The 18,819-nt window shown below is 71.0% G+C and carries 17 protein-coding genes; 8 read left to right on the top strand and 9 right to left on the bottom strand.

Annotated features, from left to right (window positions below; translation table 11 throughout):
* Window positions 1-258: 258 nt before the first annotated feature.
* The 4 genes from ACIBJC_RS35990 to ACIBJC_RS36005 all read right to left on the bottom strand — a co-directional run bounded on the left by ACIBJC_RS35990 (window position 259) and on the right by ACIBJC_RS36005 (window position 3,683).
* A complete protein-coding gene (locus tag ACIBJC_RS35990; RefSeq protein ID WP_399300080.1) occupies window positions 259-1,404 on the bottom strand; it encodes a hypothetical protein in 1,146 nt (381 codons plus the stop codon).
* The gene (locus tag ACIBJC_RS35995; RefSeq protein WP_399300082.1) at window positions 1,359-1,754 is read right to left on the bottom strand and encodes a hypothetical protein; all 396 of its coding nucleotides are present in this window, start codon (window positions 1,752-1,754) and stop codon (window positions 1,359-1,361) included. Before ACIBJC_RS35995 ends, ACIBJC_RS35990 begins: the two co-directional genes overlap by 46 nt.
* 167 nt (window positions 1,755-1,921) lie before the next feature.
* Window positions 1,922-3,145 carry a S8 family peptidase gene (locus tag ACIBJC_RS36000; protein ID WP_399300085.1) on the bottom strand — a complete coding sequence of 408 codons (1,224 nt, stop codon included), beginning with the start codon at window positions 3,143-3,145 and terminating at the stop codon, window positions 1,922-1,924.
* Between the two features lie 178 nt (window positions 3,146-3,323).
* Window positions 3,324-3,683 carry a winged helix-turn-helix transcriptional regulator gene (locus ACIBJC_RS36005; RefSeq protein ID WP_399300088.1) on the bottom strand — a complete coding sequence of 120 codons (360 nt, stop codon included), beginning with the start codon at window positions 3,681-3,683 and terminating at the stop codon, window positions 3,324-3,326.
* 181 nt (window positions 3,684-3,864) lie between these two features.
* On the opposite strand from ACIBJC_RS36005, the gene ACIBJC_RS36010 reads away from it, so the two are divergent.
* Window positions 3,865-4,800 carry an NAD(P)-dependent oxidoreductase gene (locus ACIBJC_RS36010; RefSeq protein WP_399300090.1) on the top strand — a complete coding sequence of 312 codons (936 nt, stop codon included), beginning with the start codon at window positions 3,865-3,867 and terminating at the stop codon, window positions 4,798-4,800.
* A 291-nt stretch (window positions 4,801-5,091) separates the two neighbouring features.
* Here ACIBJC_RS36010 and ACIBJC_RS36015 read toward each other — a convergent pair whose 3' ends face one another.
* Both ACIBJC_RS36015 and ACIBJC_RS36020 read right to left on the bottom strand, forming a co-directional pair.
* Window positions 5,092-5,286, bottom strand: a complete 195-nt coding sequence (locus ACIBJC_RS36015) for a DUF397 domain-containing protein (protein ID WP_329824713.1) — start codon at window positions 5,284-5,286, stop codon at window positions 5,092-5,094.
* 19 nt (window positions 5,287-5,305) lie between these two features.
* Window positions 5,306-6,157 carry a helix-turn-helix domain-containing protein gene (locus ACIBJC_RS36020; RefSeq protein ID WP_399300094.1) on the bottom strand — a complete coding sequence of 284 codons (852 nt, stop codon included), beginning with the start codon at window positions 6,155-6,157 and terminating at the stop codon, window positions 5,306-5,308.
* A 241-nt stretch (window positions 6,158-6,398) separates the two neighbouring features.
* Here ACIBJC_RS36020 and ACIBJC_RS36025 point away from each other — a divergent pair, with 241 nt between their 5' ends.
* Complete coding sequence (locus ACIBJC_RS36025; RefSeq protein ID WP_399300097.1) at window positions 6,399-6,875, top strand: ATP-binding protein; 477 nt, start codon at window positions 6,399-6,401, stop codon at window positions 6,873-6,875.
* Window positions 6,876-6,991: 116 nt separating this feature from the next.
* On the opposite strand, the gene ACIBJC_RS36030 is transcribed toward ACIBJC_RS36025, so the two are convergent.
* Window positions 6,992-8,020: a phosphotransferase family protein gene (locus ACIBJC_RS36030; RefSeq protein WP_399300100.1), complete on the bottom strand. Its 1,029-nt coding sequence runs from the start codon at window positions 8,018-8,020 to the stop codon at window positions 6,992-6,994.
* Window positions 8,021-9,204: 1,184 nt separating this feature from the next.
* The gene (locus tag ACIBJC_RS36035) at window positions 9,205-10,116 is read right to left on the bottom strand and encodes an alpha/beta fold hydrolase (RefSeq protein WP_399300103.1); all 912 of its coding nucleotides are present in this window, start codon (window positions 10,114-10,116) and stop codon (window positions 9,205-9,207) included.
* A gap of 122 nt (window positions 10,117-10,238) precedes the next feature.
* Between ACIBJC_RS36035 and ACIBJC_RS36040 the strand changes: the two genes are divergently transcribed.
* Window positions 10,239-10,844 carry a TetR/AcrR family transcriptional regulator gene (locus ACIBJC_RS36040; protein WP_399300106.1) on the top strand — a complete coding sequence of 202 codons (606 nt, stop codon included), beginning with the start codon at window positions 10,239-10,241 and terminating at the stop codon, window positions 10,842-10,844.
* Window positions 10,845-10,967: 123 nt separating this feature from the next.
* On the opposite strand, the gene ACIBJC_RS36045 is transcribed toward ACIBJC_RS36040, so the two are convergent.
* Window positions 10,968-12,800 (bottom strand): bifunctional metallophosphatase/5'-nucleotidase, encoded by a 1,833-nt coding sequence (locus tag ACIBJC_RS36045; protein ID WP_399300109.1) that lies wholly within the window; start codon window positions 12,798-12,800, stop codon window positions 10,968-10,970.
* A 209-nt stretch (window positions 12,801-13,009) separates the two neighbouring features.
* On the opposite strand from ACIBJC_RS36045, the gene mshD reads away from it, so the two are divergent.
* The 5 genes from mshD (at window position 13,010) to ACIBJC_RS36070 (ending at window position 18,717) form a co-directional block, all read left to right on the top strand.
* Complete coding sequence (gene mshD / locus ACIBJC_RS36050; protein WP_399300112.1) at window positions 13,010-13,975, top strand: mycothiol synthase; 966 nt, start codon at window positions 13,010-13,012, stop codon at window positions 13,973-13,975.
* Between the two features lie 384 nt (window positions 13,976-14,359).
* Window positions 14,360-16,606, top strand: a complete 2,247-nt coding sequence (locus ACIBJC_RS36055) for an RNA degradosome polyphosphate kinase (RefSeq protein WP_399300115.1) — start codon at window positions 14,360-14,362, stop codon at window positions 16,604-16,606.
* An 88-nt stretch (window positions 16,607-16,694) separates the two neighbouring features.
* Window positions 16,695-17,723 carry a CHAD domain-containing protein gene (locus ACIBJC_RS36060; RefSeq protein WP_399300212.1) on the top strand — a complete coding sequence of 343 codons (1,029 nt, stop codon included), beginning with the start codon at window positions 16,695-16,697 and terminating at the stop codon, window positions 17,721-17,723.
* Window positions 17,720-18,184: an NUDIX hydrolase gene (locus tag ACIBJC_RS36065; RefSeq protein WP_399300118.1), complete on the top strand. Its 465-nt coding sequence runs from the start codon at window positions 17,720-17,722 to the stop codon at window positions 18,182-18,184. The genes ACIBJC_RS36060 and ACIBJC_RS36065 overlap by 4 nt, the downstream gene beginning before the upstream one ends.
* A gap of 77 nt (window positions 18,185-18,261) precedes the next feature.
* Complete coding sequence (locus ACIBJC_RS36070) at window positions 18,262-18,717, top strand: hypothetical protein (RefSeq protein ID WP_399300121.1); 456 nt, start codon at window positions 18,262-18,264, stop codon at window positions 18,715-18,717.
* The last annotated feature ends 102 nt before the right edge of the window (window positions 18,718-18,819 follow it).

The raw sequence follows: 18,819 nt of genomic DNA on the forward strand, positions 1-18,819 counted from the left end.
GAGGGGAGAGTCGGCCGACCGGACGGGCGGGGCCGGCTGCCGTCCCGCGGCACCGCCCGGCCGGGCACCCTTGTTCAACTTCTCTTCGTGGCCGTGCAAGGGACCGTCTCCTTCACAGAACGCCGGGCAAGAGCTGACCTGCCATCAAACCTCGGAACAGGCTACGGACTGAAGGCCCCTGAGGACATCGTCGGAGGCACGCCCGGTGCCCTCCCGCCTCCGTCCGCCTCCGTCCGCCTCCGTCCGCCTCCGTCCGCCTCAGCCGTTGTCGCCCTTGTCGATGCTCGGCGCGCCCATCGCGCCGCCCGCGACCCTGGTCGCGATGGTGGCGAAGTCCTTCAGAACGCCCCAATGGGTCTTGTCCTGCGGGAAGAACGGCTTGATCGGGGAGTTCTCCGGGAGGCCCGCGCTCACCAGGGCCTTGTACTTGTTGTAGACCGTCGCGATGTCCTTGCGGACCTGCATCGCACCCGACTTCTCCGGCGTGCCCTTGAGGCGGTCGTCGTTGGTCGCCGCGATGCTCGCGACATCCATCAGGAAGCAGTCGAGAAGGTCGGTGACATCCTGCGACGTGGCGTTCGGCTCCTTGTTCTCCACGTCCTGCGCGAGCAGATTCGCCATTTCGAGGGCGACGGACTTGTAGACCTCGTAACGGGGACTGCCCGGAATCGCCCCGAGGACGTGGTCGGACTGCTTGGCGTCCTCGGAGTTCATCGTCTTGGGGCCGCCACGGCTCTCCTCAAGACCGGGCACGGGGAAGGGCAGCCCCTTGAAGCCTTCCTCCTCCTCCCCGAGATGAGGCTTCTTGTCCGCCATGGGGTGAATGGCGAATTCATGGGCGAGCATGCCCGCGATATAGCCGAGGTCGTAGCTCTCGAAGTAATAGGCGGCGAGGGTGACGGTGACGCCGTCCTCACCGCGGTCCACCACGTCCGCCGGGGTCTCCGTCGTCCGCTGCTCGATGACGATGTCGCACGTGCGGTTGCCGAGGAACTGCTGGATCGCCTCGTGCGACGACAGGAGCTGGAGCACGCGCGTGGCCTTCTCGCGGTACTTCTCGTTCTTCTGGTTCAGGTTGGTGAACGCGATCTTCCCGCTGGACAGCCGCGCCAACTGGACCGGTACCGCGGCGCGCTGCACCGTCCCCGTACCGCCCCTGCCCGCGCTGGACGGCGGCCCGCTCGACGGCTCGTGCCGGTGCGGACCGGCCTCCATCCTCTGTACGACGGCCATGTTGCCCGCGGAGCCCTGCCACGCCAGCATCGACGCCCGGCTCGGGTCGCCCGCTCTCCCGGCGTACGCGGTGTCCGGCGCCGCTGAGGCCGGTACGGGCGCGACCGGCGTCGCGTGCCTCACCCCTACCCGCGCGGCCCCCAGGGCCGACTTCTCTTCGAGGGCAGGCAACAGAACGTCTCCTTCAGACTGCACCAGCACAGATAACCCAGTAGTGAACAGTGCCGGAACTCGCCGGTGGAGGGCCCCGGGGGCGTCCATGGGGGCAGAGTCGTTGCCCGCGACCGGACGCCGAGCATCGCGACCGTCACCACGGCCGGCAGCCCGATGTACGCCCAGGCATGGGTACGGTCGGGGATCCGCGGCGGGCGCCGCCGCAGTACCGCGATCACCGGCAGGGCTCCGAGGAGCAGCGCCGAGGCGGCGCGGAGGTCGACGAGACCCGCCAGGTGTACGTGCGCGTCCGCGGCGGCGGGGACCACGGCGCCGCCCAGGGAGACCACGGTGGCCGGGACCTTCACCCGGCGCTTCCGCGCCGGGGCCGGTGACAGCCCCGCCGTCCGGCGGACCCGCGCCCGGCTGCTCGCCGCCGTCCCGTTTCACGGCGTCGGCCTCCCGCCCGCAGGGGAAGTACGGGTGGGAGGCCGACGCCGGTCGGACGGTGCCGCAGGTCAGGGCCTGCCGGCCGTCAGAGACCGTTGGTGTGGAGGAGCCGGTTGGGCGAGCCCGCCCCGCTCGACGTCACCAGGTCCTTGTCGGACTCCTGGACAAGCCAGTTGGAGATGGCCGCGAGGGAGGCCGTCGGGTACTTCTCCTTGAGCAGCGCGGAGACCCCGGCGACATGCGGGCTCGCCATCGACGTGCCGTTGAGCGACTTGTATCCGCCGCCGAGCTTGGCGGAGATGATGTCGACCCCGGGCGCGTACAGCTCCAGGCACGTCCCCCAGTTGCTGAAGGTGGCCTGCCGGTCCTCCTTGTCGGTGGCCCCGACCGTGACGGCCTTGGAGGCGCTGGCGGGCGAGACGTCACAGGCGTTCTGGTTCTCGTTGCCGGCCGCCACGACCGGCACGACACCACTGTCGGCGACGGAGTTGACCGCCGCGTTGACGGCCGCCGACCTGGATCCGCCGATGGACGCGTTCATGACCGCCGGCTGCTTGGCGTGCTTGGCCACCCAGTCGAAGCCGGCGATGACCCCGGCCCAGGTGCCACTGCCCTCGCAGCCGAGCACCCGGACGGAGACGAGCGAGGCCGCACGCGCCACGCCGTAGTTCGATCCGCCGACGGTGCCCGCCACGTGGGTGCCGTGGGAGTTGCAGTCCTGCCCGTTCCGACCGTCACCGACCGAGTCGAACCCGACGCTCGCCCGGCCGCCGAACTCGCTGTGCGCGGTCTCGATCCCCGAGTCGACGATGTACGCGGTGACGCCCCTGCCGGTGCCCTTCACGTCGTACTGCCCGTCGAGCGGCAGGTTCCGCTGGTCGATGCGGTCCAGCCCCCAGCTCAGCGCGGGCACCCGCGCCTGACGGCCGACCAGGGCACCTGCCCCGGCCCCGGCCCCGGCCCTCGTCGTCGGCGAGTTGGCCGTGGCCACCGCGTTCTCCTCGACGGCGGAGACCGCCGGGAAGCGGCGCACCAGATCCAGCTCGGAGGAGCCCAGCGTGGCGGCGAACCCGGAGAAGACGGTCTCGTACGTATGCAGGGGGTTGACCCGGAGCTGCCGCAGAACGGTGGACGCCGAGTACGTGGGCTTGAGGGAGACGATGTACTGCCCCGGAACCGCCTGAGCGGAACGTTCCACCGGAACCAGCCCCAGATCGGGGTCGGCCGCCGCGGCCGAGGTGCCGGTACCGGCGAGCAGGGGAACGAGCAGCAGAAGGGCGGCCGATGCCCAGCGTGCGCGCAGACGCATAGGTGTACTCCTTGAAGGTGGCCGATCGCCGGACATGTCCCGGCCGGGGCACATCCGCGATGTCCGAACACCTTCCTTTCGTCCACGCCACCGGGGCGGCTTGAGCACTCGCACGCACTGATGGCCGGATGGAGTAACGCGACGCCGGGGAACGGGGCCGGTCCTGCGCTACGGAAGGTCAGCGCACCGCGTCGGCGGGCCCCTTCCCGAGGACGTGCTCCCGCCCCCACAGCCCGAGCGGACGGAGCGCCAGCTCCAGGGCGGCACCGGACGCGGTCAGCGCGTACTCGACCCGCGGCGGCACCTCGTCGTACACCTCGCGGGAGACGATGCCGTGCGCCTCCAGCTCCCGCAGTTGGGCGGTCAGGACCTTCTCCGTGACCCCCGGGAGCATCCGGCGGAGCGCCCCGAAGCGGCAGGGGCCCTGGTCGAGCGCCCACAGGATCAGGACCTTCCACTTCCCGCCGATCACATCCATGGCCGCGTCGATCCCGCAGTGGTACGCATCGGGCGCGCCCGGCCTGCCCACGGTCGCCATCGCGCTCGCCCTCCCCTTCGCCGGACCACATGGCTCACACGGCTCACATGGACCGCACGGCTCACATGGACCGCACGGACCGCATGGATCACCCGGATCACCTGGACACATACCTCGGGGAAAGCGCCCACTTCGAAGTGGGTACTTGTCGGTCTCCGAGTTATTGACCAGCTTAAGTGCCATGACGGACACCACTTCTGACGCCGCTTCCCCTACTGACTCCCCCTCTGTTTCCTCCTCTGCCTCCCTCCCTGTTTCCCCCTCCCTCACCCTCCTCGGACTGGGCGCGATGGGCACGGCGTTCGCCCGCGCCTGGCTGGCCGCCGGATACCCCCTGACCGTCTGGAACCGCACGCCGAGCCGCGCCGAGGCGCTGGTCGCCGAAGGCGCGAGACCTGCCGCGAGCGCCGCCGAGGCGGTAGCCGCGAGCACGCTGGTCGTGACCTGCCTGCTGGACGACGCCTCGGTCGGCGAGACCTTGGAAGGCGCCGACCTGACCGGCAAGGACCTGGTGGACCTCACCACGGGAACCCCCTCCGAGGCCCGGACCCGCGCCGTGTGGGCGGAGGCGCGGGGCGCGCGTTTCCTCAGCGGCGGAATCATGGCCGTACCGCCGATGATCGGAACACCCGAGGCAGGCGGTTACGTCCTCTACAGCGGCTCCCAGGACCTCTTCGAGGCGCACCGCACGACCCTGGCGGCCCCTGCGGGCACCCGTTTCGTCGGCGGGAACCCCGGACATGCCGCGCTCCAGGACGTGGCGCTGCTGAGCGGGATGTACGGCATGCTCGCGGGCGTCGCCCACGCGTTCGCGCTGATAGGCGGGGAGAAGGACATCGCACCGGCGGAGTTCGCACCGCTGCTGGCGGAGTGGGTGGCGGCGATGTCCGGGACGATCCCGCAGATCGGCGAGCAGTTGGCGAGCGGCGACTACGAGTCGGGCGTCACGTCGAGCCTGGAGATGCAGGTCGCGGGCATCAAGACCTTCCTGGGCACGGCAGCGGACCAGAACGTCAGCCCTGAACTGCTGACCCCTTTCTTCGACATGATGCGGCGCCAGGCGGAGACCGGGGGCGGCGGGGAAGGCTTCGCGGGACTGGTCGGCCTGCTGACCTGAACGCGCCCCGGGGCGACGACGCCCACCCCCGCTCTTGGCCGGCGTGACGAGCGGCGAGCGGGGCCGGGCGCCCTCGGTGCTCTCCCAACTGGCGCAGTCGCAGGGAGAGTTACGCCGACCGGCGGACGGGCCGACCGGCGACACAGAGCGACCATAGCGTCACCCAGAGGCGTGTATCAAGTGTTTGACGTCTAAAGTGTGAGTCGGGGTGCTGCCGCACGTGCTACGACAACAGAACGGGCGGCCCCCACCTGCGCCGGTGGGAACCGCCCGCGTCAACCACTCGGCACCTCAGGCCAAGTCGTCGAACTCCCCTTCCTTGGCGCCACCGAGGAAGGCACGGAGCTTGGCACGGCTCGTACGGATGACGACGTTCGGGTTGTCGCTCTCACGCATCAGGATCTCGCCTTCGTGCTCGGCCAGCTCCAGACAATCGGAGCCCTCGGCGTTCGAAGACTTGGAGGACTTACGCCACTGAACTTCCATGATTTTCACGCCTTCATACTCATACCTGTTTTGCGATCTTGCGGATGAAGTCCCGCGAGCCCTCAGGGTCGAGCGACTTCTCCTCCGTCCGATCCAGCGCAACTCTCCAGTTCTCAAGACTCGTTTCGGAATCCAGAAAACCGGAACCGGTCGCGGTGTCCGTCTGCACGGTGTCGAGCTGCGGAACAGGACCGTAGACGTAGTGTGCCGAACTACTGGCAAACGGGAAACCGCCCGCCGCGAACGGGATCGCCCGGACCGTGACGTTGTCACGGTCCGACTGCTTCAGCAGGTGTTCGAGCTGGCTACGGGCGACGGCAGCGCCGCCGTACGTCATCCGTAGCGCCGCTTCGTGAATCAGGAAGGTGCAGGCGGGCGGATCCGCCCGGTCCAGCACATCCCGACGCCGTAGCCGATGGGAAAGTTGGCGGCGCTGCCGCGCAGGCCGGGGCGGCGGGACGCTCTCCGCGAAGACCGCACGCGCATAGTCCTCGGTTTGCAACAGGCCCGGCATATACATGATCTGCACCGACCGGAAACCTGCGGCATGGTGCTCCAGTTCGGCCAGGTCGATTGCGTCTGTGGAGAGGTCGCCCCGATAGTCCTCCCACCACCCGTTTATGCGCTCCGAAGCCATTCCTGCGAGCGCTTCGATGTATGCCGCGTCGGGACACTCATAGTGTCCGGACCACGTGCGTACCCGCTCACCACTCACACCGAACCGCCCTGATTCGGTGTTACTGATGGTGGTGCGGTCCGTGCCGAGCAAGTCTGCGGCTGCGGCAGGCGTGAGGCCGGCATGCTCACGCATCTTGCGCAGTTCGGTGCCCAGCCTGCGCTGCCGTGCCGTGGGTGTCTTCCTGGGTGGCATCGCCTTCTCCTTCGTCAGATCCCGGTGTGCTCGTGCGCCATCAACAACTCATGGTCGCAGAGCGTATCCATTCAGGTACCAAAACTGATACTTAGCCGCTAACGTACTCACTGCACCGCGTCGCACGTCAGCAAGACCGAAGTGCAGCCGCTCCAGCGCGCCCTGAACCCTGCGCAGGTGCGGCCGATGCCACGCATGGCGAGCAGCGCAACCAGCTCAGACCGCGTTGGGAGACGACGACATGACCACCGTTACCGCCTTTCCCGCACCTTCCGCACTTCCGGCACCACCACCGCCCCCACAGGGCGGCGAGAGCTATCGGCTCGCCGTGCCGAACACGGCGAACGCCCCGAGAATCGCAAGGGATTTCGTCGGATCACTTCTGCGCGTCGGCAGGCATTCCGCCCTCGTGGACGACGCCCGTCTGTGCATCACCGAGATCGTCACCAACGCCCATCGGCACACCCGTACACGGCAGATCCGCATCGACGTGACCATCAACCGGAAGCAGGTCACCGTCTCCGTCACGGACGACAGACCGTGGGCCCTGCCGATGCCCCAGAACCGTGGCCAGGCGCAGGAGTTCGAGGACGGTCAGGGGCTGCACCTCGTGGACACCCTCGCCCGCGCGTGGGGCACGACGATCTACGGAGCCTGCTCGCCCCGGGCGAAAGCGGTCTGGTTCATGCTCGCCAGAAGCGAGGTCGCGGGGGCGTGACGCAGCCCGCGACCGGCGCTCCGCTGTGGGACGTCGTGGCGGCCGGGGTCGCGCTGGCGCTGGTGGCAGGAGGGCTGATCTTCACTCCCGTACCGGGCCGCCGGGCGGAAGGTTCTCTACGGCCGCCGCGAGGGCAGCGGCTGAAGCTCGGGCCAACGGGCGAGCACGCTCTCCCGCATGGCCGCAGCGAGCATTCCGAGATCCCTCAGCTCACCGCTCCCCTCGGTCATCCGGCTGACGATCCGGAGACGGTGTGCCAGCCTCTGGCGGGCAGTCGCGGTGCCCCACTTCCAGTCGCGGTCCGGGATGTCGCCCAGGTGGTCGACGGTCCCGCGCTGGGCGCGCTGGACCAAGGCGTCGCCCCGTAGCAGCCAGCCGGCACACGCGTCCGTGAGATCACCCCGGACCTCCGTGCCGGTCCCGTCGCGCCATGCCGTGCGGTAGGCGGTCTCTGCCGCGACCAGGATGTCCGGGCCGGGATCGGTGACACACCAGCAGGTCGGGAAGCCGATGCGCAGGTACGCGAGTTCCACCAGCCCGTTGCCCAACGCGGCCTGTTCGAAGTCGATGAACCGCACACCGGTACTGGTGTGCATGTCGTTGCCGGGACAGGGATCACCGTGCAGCAGGGCATGGCCCTCCGCCCGGGCCAGGCGGCTCACCAGGGCCTCCGCCTCGGTTCGAGCACCGGCCGGCACCGCCACACCGAGCGTCCGGGCGAGCCGGAGGAAAGAGCCGACATCGTCCTGGGTCGGGCCCGACCAGGCCGGAAGACTGCCCACGGCGTCGGCGCCGGTGGCGGCGTGGAGCCGGGCCAGCGCCGCCGCGTAATCCACCATCCAGTCCTCGCGGGGCGCCTGATGCTCCACGTACTCCAGGACCAGCACCCGTTCGGCCGGATCAGTGCCCAGGAGCACCGGCACCACGGGCGGGTCGACCCTGGACGCGAGCCGCAGCCCGGTCACCTCGCGCGCATACCTCTCAGACGCTTCCGGGCCTTCGACAAGCTGCTTGACCACGACAGGCGTGCCCGACAGCTCGGCCCGCCACACTCGTGAGCGCGGGCTGCTGTCCAACCTGCGGGCTCGCCGGGGCGAACCCAGCTCGGCCCTGAGCTTCTCCCCTAAGGGCATGGGTGACCGCACGGCTGCATCTTTCCATGGGGCGAGGCCAATCCGGCCGCCTGTGCGGGTTCGGGCCGGCCTGTCGGGGTGGGCCGGTGGTGAGTTGGGCGCCGTAGCCCGCCCCCTCCCTGGTTCGATGATCGCGGCTCCGGGGTGTGCGTCAAGGGCGCTCCTGCGTCGCGTCGGCTGCGCCGATGGCCTCCGGCCACCCTTGACTCACACCCCTGCGCCGCTGGAAAAGGCGTGGGGAGGGGGCGGGGGGAGGGGTCCCCTGGGGAGCATTGCTTGTCGCTGGGGTCGGTTCCAGGCTTGCGGGTGGGTTCGCCCTGCGGGGCGCGCGGTAGTGGAGTGGGGCGGTGACGCGCATCGTCAAGCGTCCGCCGACCGGTCGTGCGCTGGGCTTCATGCCCCGCTGGTCACTCGCCGTGGGTGGGGCCGGTGGTGAATGCGGCGTGGAGTGGGGCGACTTGACGCAGCCGGATGCCTTGATGGAGCCAGGGTGGTGGGGGGGCCGGGGTGGTGGTGGGGGGCCGGGCGGGATGCGGTGCCGGGGCAAGGTGCGGTCTTGGTGGCCGATAGGGCGCTTCCCCACCCAAAAAGCATGCGTTATGCCCCAGTTTGCCTGGTCAGTTGGGGGTTGGCTGTCCGTTGTTCCGTGACTGCGCGCAGCCAGCGCACCTATGCGGGACTCCCGGCACACACTCCCCCGTTGCACACCACTCCCGCCCCACACGTCACATCCGACCCGACTCCACCCGGCCTCCCCACCCACGACGGGTAACCAGCGGGGCATGAAGCCCAGCGCACGACCGGTCGGCGGACGCTTGACGATGCGCGTCACCGCCCCACTCCACTACCGCGCGCCCCGCAGGGCGAACCCACCCGCAAGCCTGGAACCGACCCCAGCGACAAGCAATGCTCCCCAGGGGACCCCTCCCCCCGCCCCCTCCCCACGCCTTTTCCAGCGGCGCAGGGGTGTGAGTCAAGGGTGGCCGGAGGCCATCGGCGCAGCCGACGCGACGCAGGAGCGCTCTTGACGCACACCCCGGAGCCGCGATCATCGAACCAGGGAGGGGGCGGGCTACGGCGCCCAACTCACCACCGGCCCACCCCGACAGACCCGCCCGAACCCGCGCCCAACACCACCGCCACCACCGCCACCACCGCCACCACCACCACCACCACCACAGCAACCAGCATCGCCGTCACTCGGCCGAGGTCATGAACTCCAGCATCCGGGCGTTGATCCGGTCCGCGTGGTCGATCTGGGGGCCGTGGCCCGTGTCGGCGATGATCTCGGCGCGGGCTCCCGGGATCAGGTGTGGGACGCGTTCCACCTGGCGCTTCGGGTGGACCAGGAGGCTTCGCTTGCCGAGTACCAGGTAGAGCGGGGTGCGGATGGTGCGCAGGTCGTCCTCGGTCAGGGGGAGCGGGGCGGGGCGGCGGACGCGGTACGCGCGGACGCTCGCCCTGATCATGGCGCGCAGCTCCGGCACGACGAGGACCTGCTGGTCCAGCCAGGCCGCCAGGCGGGGGCGGAGCCGCTTCGGGGCGGAGGTCGCGATGAGGCTGGCGAAGATCCAGACGAAGAAGCGGAGGCCCACTTTCTCCAGCCCGCCGGGGTCGAGGAGCGTGACCGAGGCGAGGCGGCCGGGTCTGCGGTGCGCCTGGTTGAGGGTGAGCCATCCACCGTACGAGCTGCCGACGAGGTGCACGCGGTCGAGGCCGAGGCCCGCGAGCGCCTCGTCCAGCCACTGTGCGGCCCGTTCGGGCTGGTGGATCGGCTCGCGCTGCACGCTGCGTCCGGGGTCGCCCGGGGTGTCGATGGCGTAGACCGGGCGCTCGGCGCTGAACGCCGGGGTGTTCGGGTACCACATGGCGGAGCAACTGCCCGCCCCGTGCACCAGGACGATCGGGGTGCGGGACTCGGCGGCGGGGTCCGTGGGCCCGTACCGGTAGACATGGGTGGTGCCGAAGGTGGTCTCCACGTCGGACTCGGCGACGGCCGGTGCTCCCAGCGCGTACAGCGCGTCGCAGGCCGCGAAGTAGCGGTCCCGCAGGGCGTCGCTCACATAGCGGCCGACGTCGGGCCGGGTGCGGGTCGTCGTCTCGGGCATGGCGGGCCACCTCCAGAGGCATCCATTCTTTATGGTACGACCGTATCATGATGATGGTACGGCTGTACCATGAAAGCGTCCCGCCGGCAGGCGACGTAACCGACGAGTGGAGAACGCGGCCGATGCCCAAGCGGGTGGATCACGAGGAACGGCGTACCGAGATCGCCGACGCGCTCGTCCGGGTGGCGGGGCGACAGGGCCTGCACGCCGTGGGGATGCGTGACGTCGCGGCGGAGGCGGGGGTGTCGCTGCGGCTGGTGCAGTACTACTTCCAGACCAAGGAGAAGCTGCTGCTCTACGGGCTGGAGCACCTGGCCCGGCGCTTCACCGCGCGGGTCACCGCCCGACTCGCGGCCGTGGGGGACGATCCGGGGCCGCGCGCGATGATCGAGGCCGTACTGCTGGTGTCCCTGCCGACCGACGAGGAGAGCCGTACCTTCCACCTCGTCTACACCTCGTACGCCGTGCTGGCCGTGACCGACAAGGCGCTCGCCGCCCAGCCCTTCACCGCCAACCCCGCCGCCGCCGAGGACGCCGTGGCCGGTCTGCTCCAGCAGGCGCGGGAGGCGGGTCTCACGCTCCCCGGTACGGAGCCGCGCACGGAGGCGATCACCCTGCTCGCCCTGACCGCCGGGCTCGGTACGAGCATCCTGGTCGGCCACCGGACCCCGGAGTCCGCCACCGCCGTACTCGACCACCACCTGGACCGGATCTTCCGGGGCGCGTGACCGCTGCCGTACCGCCGGGCCACGGTGCCCGGGCGCGCCGAAGGGCGGCGGGCCAGGGGCCCACCGCCCTTCGAGCAGTACCGAGCAGTACCGAGCAGTACCGAGCGGAACCGACCGCTGCCGCTACTTGATGATCGTGATGCGGTCCGCCGCCGGGGGCGCCAGCGGCGCCTGCGCCGTGGAGTTCGCCGCCAGGTACGCGTTGAACATGTCCAGGTCCGACGCGCCGACCAGCTTGTTCGTGCCCTGGCCCAGGACCGCGAAGCCGTCGCCGCCGCCCGCGAGGAACTCGTTCATCGCGACGCGGTACGTCTTCGCCGGGTCGATCGCCGCGCCGTTCAGCTTCACCGAGTCCGTGACGACGCGGGCCGCGCCCGACTTCGTCATGTCCAGGGTGTACGTGAGGCCCTTCGAGACCTGAAGGATCTTCGGCGACGCCTCGTTCGAGCCGCTGACCTGCTGCTGGAGCGCGGTGATGAGCTGCGTGCCGGTCAGGTCGACGGCGTTCATCATGTTGGTGAACGGCTGCACGGTGAACGCCTCGCCGTACGTGACGACCCCGTCGCCCTCACTGCCCGACGCCTTGTGCACCAGGTCGGAGCGGATCCCGCCGGGGTTCATGAAGGCGATCTGCGCGCCGCCCTTGTCCGCCGGGGCCATGCCCGCGAGCTGCGCGTCCGCGATCACGTCGCCGAGCGGGGTCTCGGGCGTCGTGGCGCCGCGCCCGTTGATGTCCGCCGAGATGTAGCCCTGCGGGGCATTGGCGATCGGCGCGGCCAGCTTGTTCCAGCGCGTGATCAGGTCGGTCATGTCCGTGGCCTTGGCCTGGTCGCGGCTGACGATGTGGTTGGCCGACTTCACGCCCGCCCGCACGATGTCCTTCGTACGGAGGTCGTAGGTGAGCGTCGTGTCCGTGTAGAGCTTGCCGAACGACGAGGCGGACGTGACCAGGCGCGGGTTGCCGGACGGGTCCGGGATCGTGCACGCGTACGCCTGGTGCGTGTGGCCCGTCACCAGGGCGTCGACCTTCGGCGAGATGCCCTTGGCGATGTCGACGATCGGCCCGGAGATGCCGTCACCGGCGCCGGGGCTGTCGCAGTCGTAGTTGTACGCGGTGGAGGCCGGCGCGCCGCCCTCGTGGATCAGCGTGACGATCGACTTGACGCCCTGCCGGTCCAGTTCCTTGGCGTACTTGTTGACCGTCTCGATCTCGTCGTGGAACTTGAGGCCCTTGACGCCCTCGGCGGTCACGATGTTCGGCGTGCCCTCCAGGGTCACCCCGATGAAGCCGATCTTGACGCCGTTCTTCTTCCACACCGTGTACGGCTTGAGGACCGGCTTGCCGGTCTTCTCGGACGTCACGTTGGCGGCAAGGTACGGGAAGTCGGCGCCCTTGAACTTCTTGCCCTTCTCGTAACAGCCGCCTGTCGGGTGACAGCCGCCGTTCTGGAGACGGGCCAGCTCCGTGGCGCCCTCGTCGAACTCGTGGTTGCCGACGGTCGTCACATCGAGGTCGATCTTGTTGAGCGCCTCGATGGTCGGCTCGTCGTGGAAGAGACCGGACAGCAGCGGGCTCGCGCCGACCATGTCGCCGCCCGCGGCGGTGATGGAGTACGGGTTGCCCTTGCGCGCGGTGCGCAGCGAGGTCGCCAGGTACTCGACACCACCGGCGGGGATCGCCTTGGTCGTACCGTCGGCCTGCTTCTCGGTGACGGTTCCGGCCGAACCGGCCGGCGCCTCCAGGTTGCCGTGCAGGTCGTTGAAGGAGAGGAGTTGCACATCGACCGTCTTGGGCTTCGGCTTCGGCTCGGAGTGGCCGAATCCGTGCCCGCCGCCGTGTGCGGGGGTCTGCGCGGTGGCCGGCATCGCGGCGACGAGGGCGCCTGCGGTGGCCAGACCGGCGGCAGCGGCGAGCACCCGCCGTGCCGCGCGGTTCTTCTGCGGTGTCGCTGACATCGATCCCCTTATGAACTCAAAAGTCTGGAGCCTGCGAGCGGCAGCCTAGAGTCAACGCGCGTAGCTCGGACAGGGTCGGCGGGTTACGAGTGGGTTGCCTTTACGCGTACGGCTCCGCGCGTACGTCACCGGTCGGTGCCGGTCGGTGACGTACGCACCACTCCGGCCCGTACCCCTCCCGGGCCGCGCCGCCGCCGTACCCTCGACGCATGACAGACGCAGTAGCCCGCGAGTCCGGCCGGCAGATCCAGACCCTCGACGCGCTCACCCCCGAGCAGGCCGAGGACGTCCTCGGCCTGCTCGCGGAAGCAGCCGCCACGGACGGGGTGCAGGCCGTCTCCGAGCAGGGGCGGCTCCAGTTGCGCGGCGGACACCGCGAGGGCGTACGGCACTTCCTGGTCACCGCGGACCGGGAGGGCGGCGACGCGGGAGGCGGCGAGGGGGACGGCGGGACGCGGGAGCTGGTCGGCTACGGGCAGTTGGAGGACACCGACCCCATCGAGGCGCCCACCGTCGAGCTGGTCGTGCACCCCGGGCGGCGCGGTCGGGGCCACGGCCGGGCGCTGGGCCACGCGCTGCTGGGCGCCTCCGGGAAGCGGCTGCGGGCCTGGGCGCACGGCGGGAAGTCGGCGGCCCGCCATCTCGCGCAGGTGCTCGGGCTGACGCTCTTCCGCGAACTGCGCCAGCTCCGCCGCCCGTTGGCCCCGCTGGGGATCGCGGAGCCGGTGCTGCCGCCCGGGGTCGCCGTCCGTACCTTCGTCCCCGGGCAGGACGACGCGGCCTGGCTCGCGGTCAACGCCGCCGCCTTCGCCCACCACCCGGAGCAGGGCGCGCTGACCCAGCGGGACCTGGACGACCGGATCGCCGAGCCGTGGTTCGACCCGAAGGGGTTCTTCCTCGCCGAGCGGGACGGGGAGCTGGTCGGGTTCCACTGGACGAAGGTGCACGCCGAGGAGCAGCTCGGTGAGGTGTACGTCGTCGGCATCAGGCCGGACGCGCAGGGCGGCGGCCTCGGCAAGGCGCTCACCGCGATCGGGCTGCGCCATCTCGCGGCGCAGGCGCTGCCGACGGCGATGCTGTACGTGGACGCGGACAACACGGCGGCGGTGACGGTGTACGAGCGGCTGGGCTTCGTCACGCACGAGGTGGACCTGATGTACCGCACGGAGACCTGAGCACGGAGACCCGAGCACGCGGGACCCGAGCATGCGGACCCGAGCACGCGGCGGGCCTCCCCGGGCCACCCGAACGGCGTACCGTACCCCCCGGCCCCGGGGGGGGGTACGCCTCCCCCGGCCCCGGGGGGACCCGCCCCGCTTCCCTGTATGTCATGTCGCCGTTACCGGCCATTCAGAAGCCCTTGCGACCCTCGGTGAATGCAGCCCGAGCCCGCTGTACCCCCCACCCCGAACGGCACCCCGACCGGCCCCCGGACCGGCACCTCGCCCGGCCCCCGGACCGGCGCCTCGAACGGCAGGACCGCTCCGAACGGCAGGATCCGTCTGACCCCCGCCCTCTCCGACGCGCCTGTCGTACCCTCCGCGCGGAAGAATAGGGACATGAGCCACCAGCCCGCCGAGGTTCCGGTCCAGCAGTCCCAGCCCCCTCAGCAGCCGTCCGTCGGCTTCATAGCCGCGCACCGGCCCCATACGGTCGCCGCGACCGGGTCGGCGGGCGATCTCGAACCCGATCTCGACTCCGACCTCGACGCGTACGAGGAGGACCGCGACCACGGCGGCGCCGAGCTGCCCCAGGGCCGGTTCCTGGACCGGGAGCGGAGCTGGCTCGCGTTCAACGAGCGGGTGCTGGAGCTGGCCGAGGACCCGACGACGCCGCTCCTCGAACGGGCGAACTTCCTCGCCATCTTCGCGTCCAACCTGGACGAGTTCTTCATGGTCAGGGTCGCGGGCCTGAAACGGCGCATCGCGACCGGCGTCGCCACCCGCTCCGCCTCCGGCCTCCAGCCGCGCGAGGTGCTGGACCTGATCTGGACCCGCTCGCGCGAGCTCATGGCCCGGCACGCCGCCTGCTACCAGCAGGACATCGCCCCCGCGCTGGCCGACGAGGGCATCCACATCATCCGCTGGCCCGAGCTGACCGAGAAGGAGCAGGCGCGCCTCTTCACCCTGTTCCGCCAGCAGATCTTCCCGGTCCTCACCCCGCTCGCGGTGGACCCGGCCCACCCCTTCCCGTACATCTCGGGGCTCTCCCTCAACCTCGCGGTCGTCGTACGCAACCCCGTCAGCGGCCACCGCCACTTCGCACGGGTGAAGGTGCCGCCGCTGCTGGCCCGCTTCCTGGAGGCGTCGCCGCAGCGCTACGTACCTCTCGAAGACGTGATCGCCGCGCACCTGGAGGAGCTGTTCCCCGGCATGGAGGTGCTCGCGCACCACATGTTCCGGGTCACGCGCAACGAGGACCTGGAGGTCGAGGAGGACGACGCCGAGAACCTCCTCAAGGCGCTGGAGAAGGAGCTGATGCGGCGCCGCTTCGGGCCGCCGGTGCGCCTGGAGGTCGAGGAGTCCATCGACCCGTACGTCCTCGACCTGCTGGTCCGCGAGCTGAAGGTGTCCGACGCCGAGGTCTATCCGCTGCCGGGGCCGCTGGATCTCACCGCGCTCTTCCGTATCTCGTCGCTGGACCGGCCCGAGCTGAAGTTCCCCAAGTTCATCGCGGGCACGCACCGCGATCTCGCCGAGGTGGAGTCCGCCTCCGCGCCCGACATATTCGCCGCGCTGCGCGAACGCGACGTCCTGCTGCACCACCCGTACGACTCGTTCTCCACCTCCGTCCAGGCGTTCCTGGAGCAGGCGGCGGCCGACCCTGACGTGCTGGCCATCAAGCAGACGCTGTACCGGACGTCCGGGGACTCCCCGATCGTGGACGCGCTGATAGACGCGGCGGAGTCCGGCAAGCAGGTCCTCGTCCTCGTCGAGATCAAGGCGCGCTTCGACGAGCAGGCCAACATCAAGTGGGCGCGCAAGCTGGAGGAGTCCGGCTGCCATGTGGTGTACGGGCTGGTCGGGCTGAAGACGCACTGCAAGCTCTCGCTGGTGGTACGGCAGGAGGGCGAGACCCTGCGCCGTTACAGCCATGTCGGCACGGGCAACTACCACCCGAAGACGGCCCGCCTCTACGAGGACCTGGGGCTGCTCACCGCGGACCCGCAGGTCGGCGCGGACCTCTCCGACCTCTTCAACCGGCTGTCCGGCTATTCGCGCCGGGAGACCTACCGGCGCCTCCTCGTCGCCCCGAAGTCCCTGCGGGACGGGCTCGTCTCCCGGATCAACAAGGAAGTGGCGCACCACCGCGCCGGGCGCCCCGCCTATGTCCGTATCAAGGTCAACTCGATGGTGGACGAAGCGACCATCGACGCCTGTTACCGGGCGGCGCAGGCGGGTGTGCCGGTGGACATCTGGGTGCGCGGGATCTGTGCCGTACGGCCCGGGGTGGCGGGCCTGTCGGAGAACATCCGGGTGCGGTCGGTCCTGGGGCGCTTCCTGGAGCACTCCCGGATCTTCGCGTTCGGCAACGGCGGCGAGCCGGAGGTCTGGCTCGGCAGCGCCGACATGATGCACCGCAATCTCGACCGCCGCATCGAGGCGCTGGTCCGGATCACCGACCCGGCCCACCGCGCGGCGATCACCCGGCTCCTGGAGACCGGGATGTCCGACAGCACGTCCTCCTGGCACCTGGGCGCGGACGGCAACTGGACCCGGCACTCCACGGACGCGGAGGGCCAGCCGCTGCGGCACGTACAGGAAATGCTCATAGACGCCCGGAGGCGCCGGCGTGCAGCACCATGAAGTGGACACCGACCGGGTCACGGCATCCGGAACGGTGCCGTCCGCACCACCGGACCCGGCCGCTCCGGCCGGCCCCTCCGACACCGCGGTGACGGGGGGAGCGACCGGGCGGCTGACGGCCGGCGAGATCCTGGCCGGATATCTGCACGCCCGCGCGGGCGACTTCCTGCGCGGGCTGCGGCTGTACGGCGAGAGCGGCGCGGACACGGCCGCCGCCGACGAGGCGGCGCGTACGCTGCGCGGCGCGGCGCGCCGGATCGGCGGCACGCTGCACACGTACCGGCCGCTGCTCGACCCGGTCTGGGCCGACCAGCTCCGTACGGAACTGGGCTGGCTCTGCGGCACCCTCGCCCAGGAGCACGCCTGTACGAGCCGGCTGCACCGGCTGCTGGGGGCGCTGGGCCGGCTCTCGGGGGCGGGGGCGGGGGCAGGAGCCGGGGCGCGGGCCGGATCCGAGGCTCCGGGGCCCCGGACCGGCACCCTGCCCGTGGGCACGCTGACGGTCGGGGCGTCCCGGGCGGGCGCGCTGCTGGAGCGCCAGCTCACCCTGGCCAGGACACGCGCCCACTCGTCGGCGCTCCAGGCGCTCGGCTCGTCCCGCTTCCACGCGGTGGCGGACGCGGTGGCCGTACTGGCCTCCGAGGTGCCGCTCGCGCCGATCGCCGGCGCACCCGCGGTCGAGGTGCTGGCGGGCCCGGGCGAGACGACGGAGGCCCAGCTCCTGGACGCCGTGGCCGCACTGCCGCTGGCGCGCGCGGCCCATCCGTACAACGCGGAGGCCCTGGTGCACGGCCTGGCCACCACGTCCGACGGGGAGACACAGGACGCGCCCTGGCACCAGGTACGGCGGCTGCTGCGGCTGCACCGCTACACCCAGGAGGTGTGGTGCGCGGGCGGCGCCCCCGACCCGGCCCTGCTCGCGGCGGGCGAGTCCCTGGAGCGGCACCGCGACGCCGCGGAGGCCGCCACGGCGGCGGCGAACGCGGCCCGTACGCCCCGGATCGCCCCGACGACGGCGTACGCGCTGGGCGTACTCCACGCCGACCAGCGCCACGAGGTCGAGGCGGCGCGCTTCGCGTTCCAGCAGCTCTGGCAGAAGGCGGCGGTGACGCGATGACGGAGGCGACGAACGGGACGACGACCGGGGCGTCGAACGAGGCGAGGGTGCGGGGAACGGTCCTGGCGGCGGGATGCGTGCTGTGGCGCCGCGCGCCGTCCGGGGACGACGGCATCGCGATCTGTCTCGTCCACCGGCCCAAGTACGACGACTGGTCGCACCCCAAGGGCAAGCTCAAGCGCGGCGAGAGCGCCCTGGCGGGCGCGGTCCGCGAGGTCCTGGAGGAGACGGGCCACCACTGCGCGCCGGGCGCCCGCCTGGACACCGTCCACTACCTGGCCCAGGGCCGCCCCAAGGAAGTCACGTACTGGGCGGCCGAGGCGACGGCCGGCGTCTTCGTCCCCAACAGCGAGGTGGACCAGGTCCTCTGGCTGACACCGGAAGCCGCCCGCACCCGCCTGACCCAGCCCCGCGACCGCGTCCTGGTGGACGCGCTGCTCGACGCCCTGCACGCGACCTGAACCCCGGGCGGCTTCCCGGGCGGCCCTCCAGGCGTGCCAGACTGGGCGCCGCCGACGGCCGCGAAGGAGACGACGAGATGAGTGACGCGCGTGCGCTCGGACACCGGGACGACGTAACCGCCTTCCGCGGCAAGGCCGATGAGGGCCGCGAGGACCACGTGATGTGTTCGCTGACCTGGGCGGTCGACGCGCGCGGGGAGTCGTACCACGTCAGCGCGGACGGCCCCTGGGGCACCGCCGAGGGCCACGGACACGACCTCGTGGCGGCCCTGGACACCGTACGGCGGACCCTGGAACGCGAGGGCTGGCTGCTGGCGATCAACGCGGCCCGCCCCGACGTCGCCCAGAGCGGCATGCTCCGCGGCTCCGGGAGCGACCGCGCGTACGTACTGCGCCCGGGAACGCCGGCCAGGCCCGAGGACATGGTGAGCCTCTTCGACGACGCCCCGCCCTCGGCGGTCTCCACGGCGGACGCGCAGAAAGAGGCGTACGAGCGCTGGCTCGGCTCATTCGGCGTGCCGGGCCTGAACTGACCCCGCCCGCGACGGACTTCGCCTTCCTCCCTGCACCGCACCGCTGTTGGGCCCCTGAATAGGCCCGTGGGCCCTAGCTCGGCGACCAGGTCTGTACCTAAA

Source organism: Streptomyces sp. NPDC050509 (genome assembly GCF_044457965.1).
Lineage (GTDB): Bacteria > Actinomycetota > Actinomycetes > Streptomycetales > Streptomycetaceae > Streptomyces.

Excerpts from the sequence above, each read along its gene's own strand:
- ACIBJC_RS36065 (WP_399300118.1), top strand. The coding sequence starts at position 17,720 with ATGACGGAGGCGACGAACGGGACGACGACCGGGGCGTCGAACGAGGCG.
- ACIBJC_RS36070 (WP_399300121.1), top strand. The coding sequence starts at position 18,262 with ATGAGTGACGCGCGTGCGCTCGGACACCGGGACGACGTAACCGCCTTC.
- ACIBJC_RS36035 (WP_399300103.1), bottom strand. The coding sequence starts at position 10,116 with ATGCCCGAGACGACGACCCGCACCCGGCCCGACGTCGGCCGCTATGTG.
- ACIBJC_RS36040 (WP_399300106.1), top strand. The coding sequence starts at position 10,239 with ATGCCCAAGCGGGTGGATCACGAGGAACGGCGTACCGAGATCGCCGAC.
- ACIBJC_RS36000 (WP_399300085.1), bottom strand. The coding sequence starts at position 3,145 with ATGCGTCTGCGCGCACGCTGGGCATCGGCCGCCCTTCTGCTGCTCGTT.
- ACIBJC_RS36010 (WP_399300090.1), top strand. The coding sequence starts at position 3,865 with ATGACGGACACCACTTCTGACGCCGCTTCCCCTACTGACTCCCCCTCT.
- ACIBJC_RS36025 (WP_399300097.1), top strand. The coding sequence starts at position 6,399 with ATGACCACCGTTACCGCCTTTCCCGCACCTTCCGCACTTCCGGCACCA.
- mshD (WP_399300112.1), top strand. The coding sequence starts at position 13,010 with ATGACAGACGCAGTAGCCCGCGAGTCCGGCCGGCAGATCCAGACCCTC.
- ACIBJC_RS36005 (WP_399300088.1), bottom strand. The coding sequence starts at position 3,683 with ATGGCGACCGTGGGCAGGCCGGGCGCGCCCGATGCGTACCACTGCGGG.
- ACIBJC_RS36055 (WP_399300115.1), top strand. The coding sequence starts at position 14,360 with ATGAGCCACCAGCCCGCCGAGGTTCCGGTCCAGCAGTCCCAGCCCCCT.
- ACIBJC_RS36045 (WP_399300109.1), bottom strand. The coding sequence starts at position 12,800 with ATGTCAGCGACACCGCAGAAGAACCGCGCGGCACGGCGGGTGCTCGCC.
- ACIBJC_RS36020 (WP_399300094.1), bottom strand. The coding sequence starts at position 6,157 with ATGCCACCCAGGAAGACACCCACGGCACGGCAGCGCAGGCTGGGCACC.
- ACIBJC_RS36015 (WP_329824713.1), bottom strand. The coding sequence starts at position 5,286 with ATGGAAGTTCAGTGGCGTAAGTCCTCCAAGTCTTCGAACGCCGAGGGC.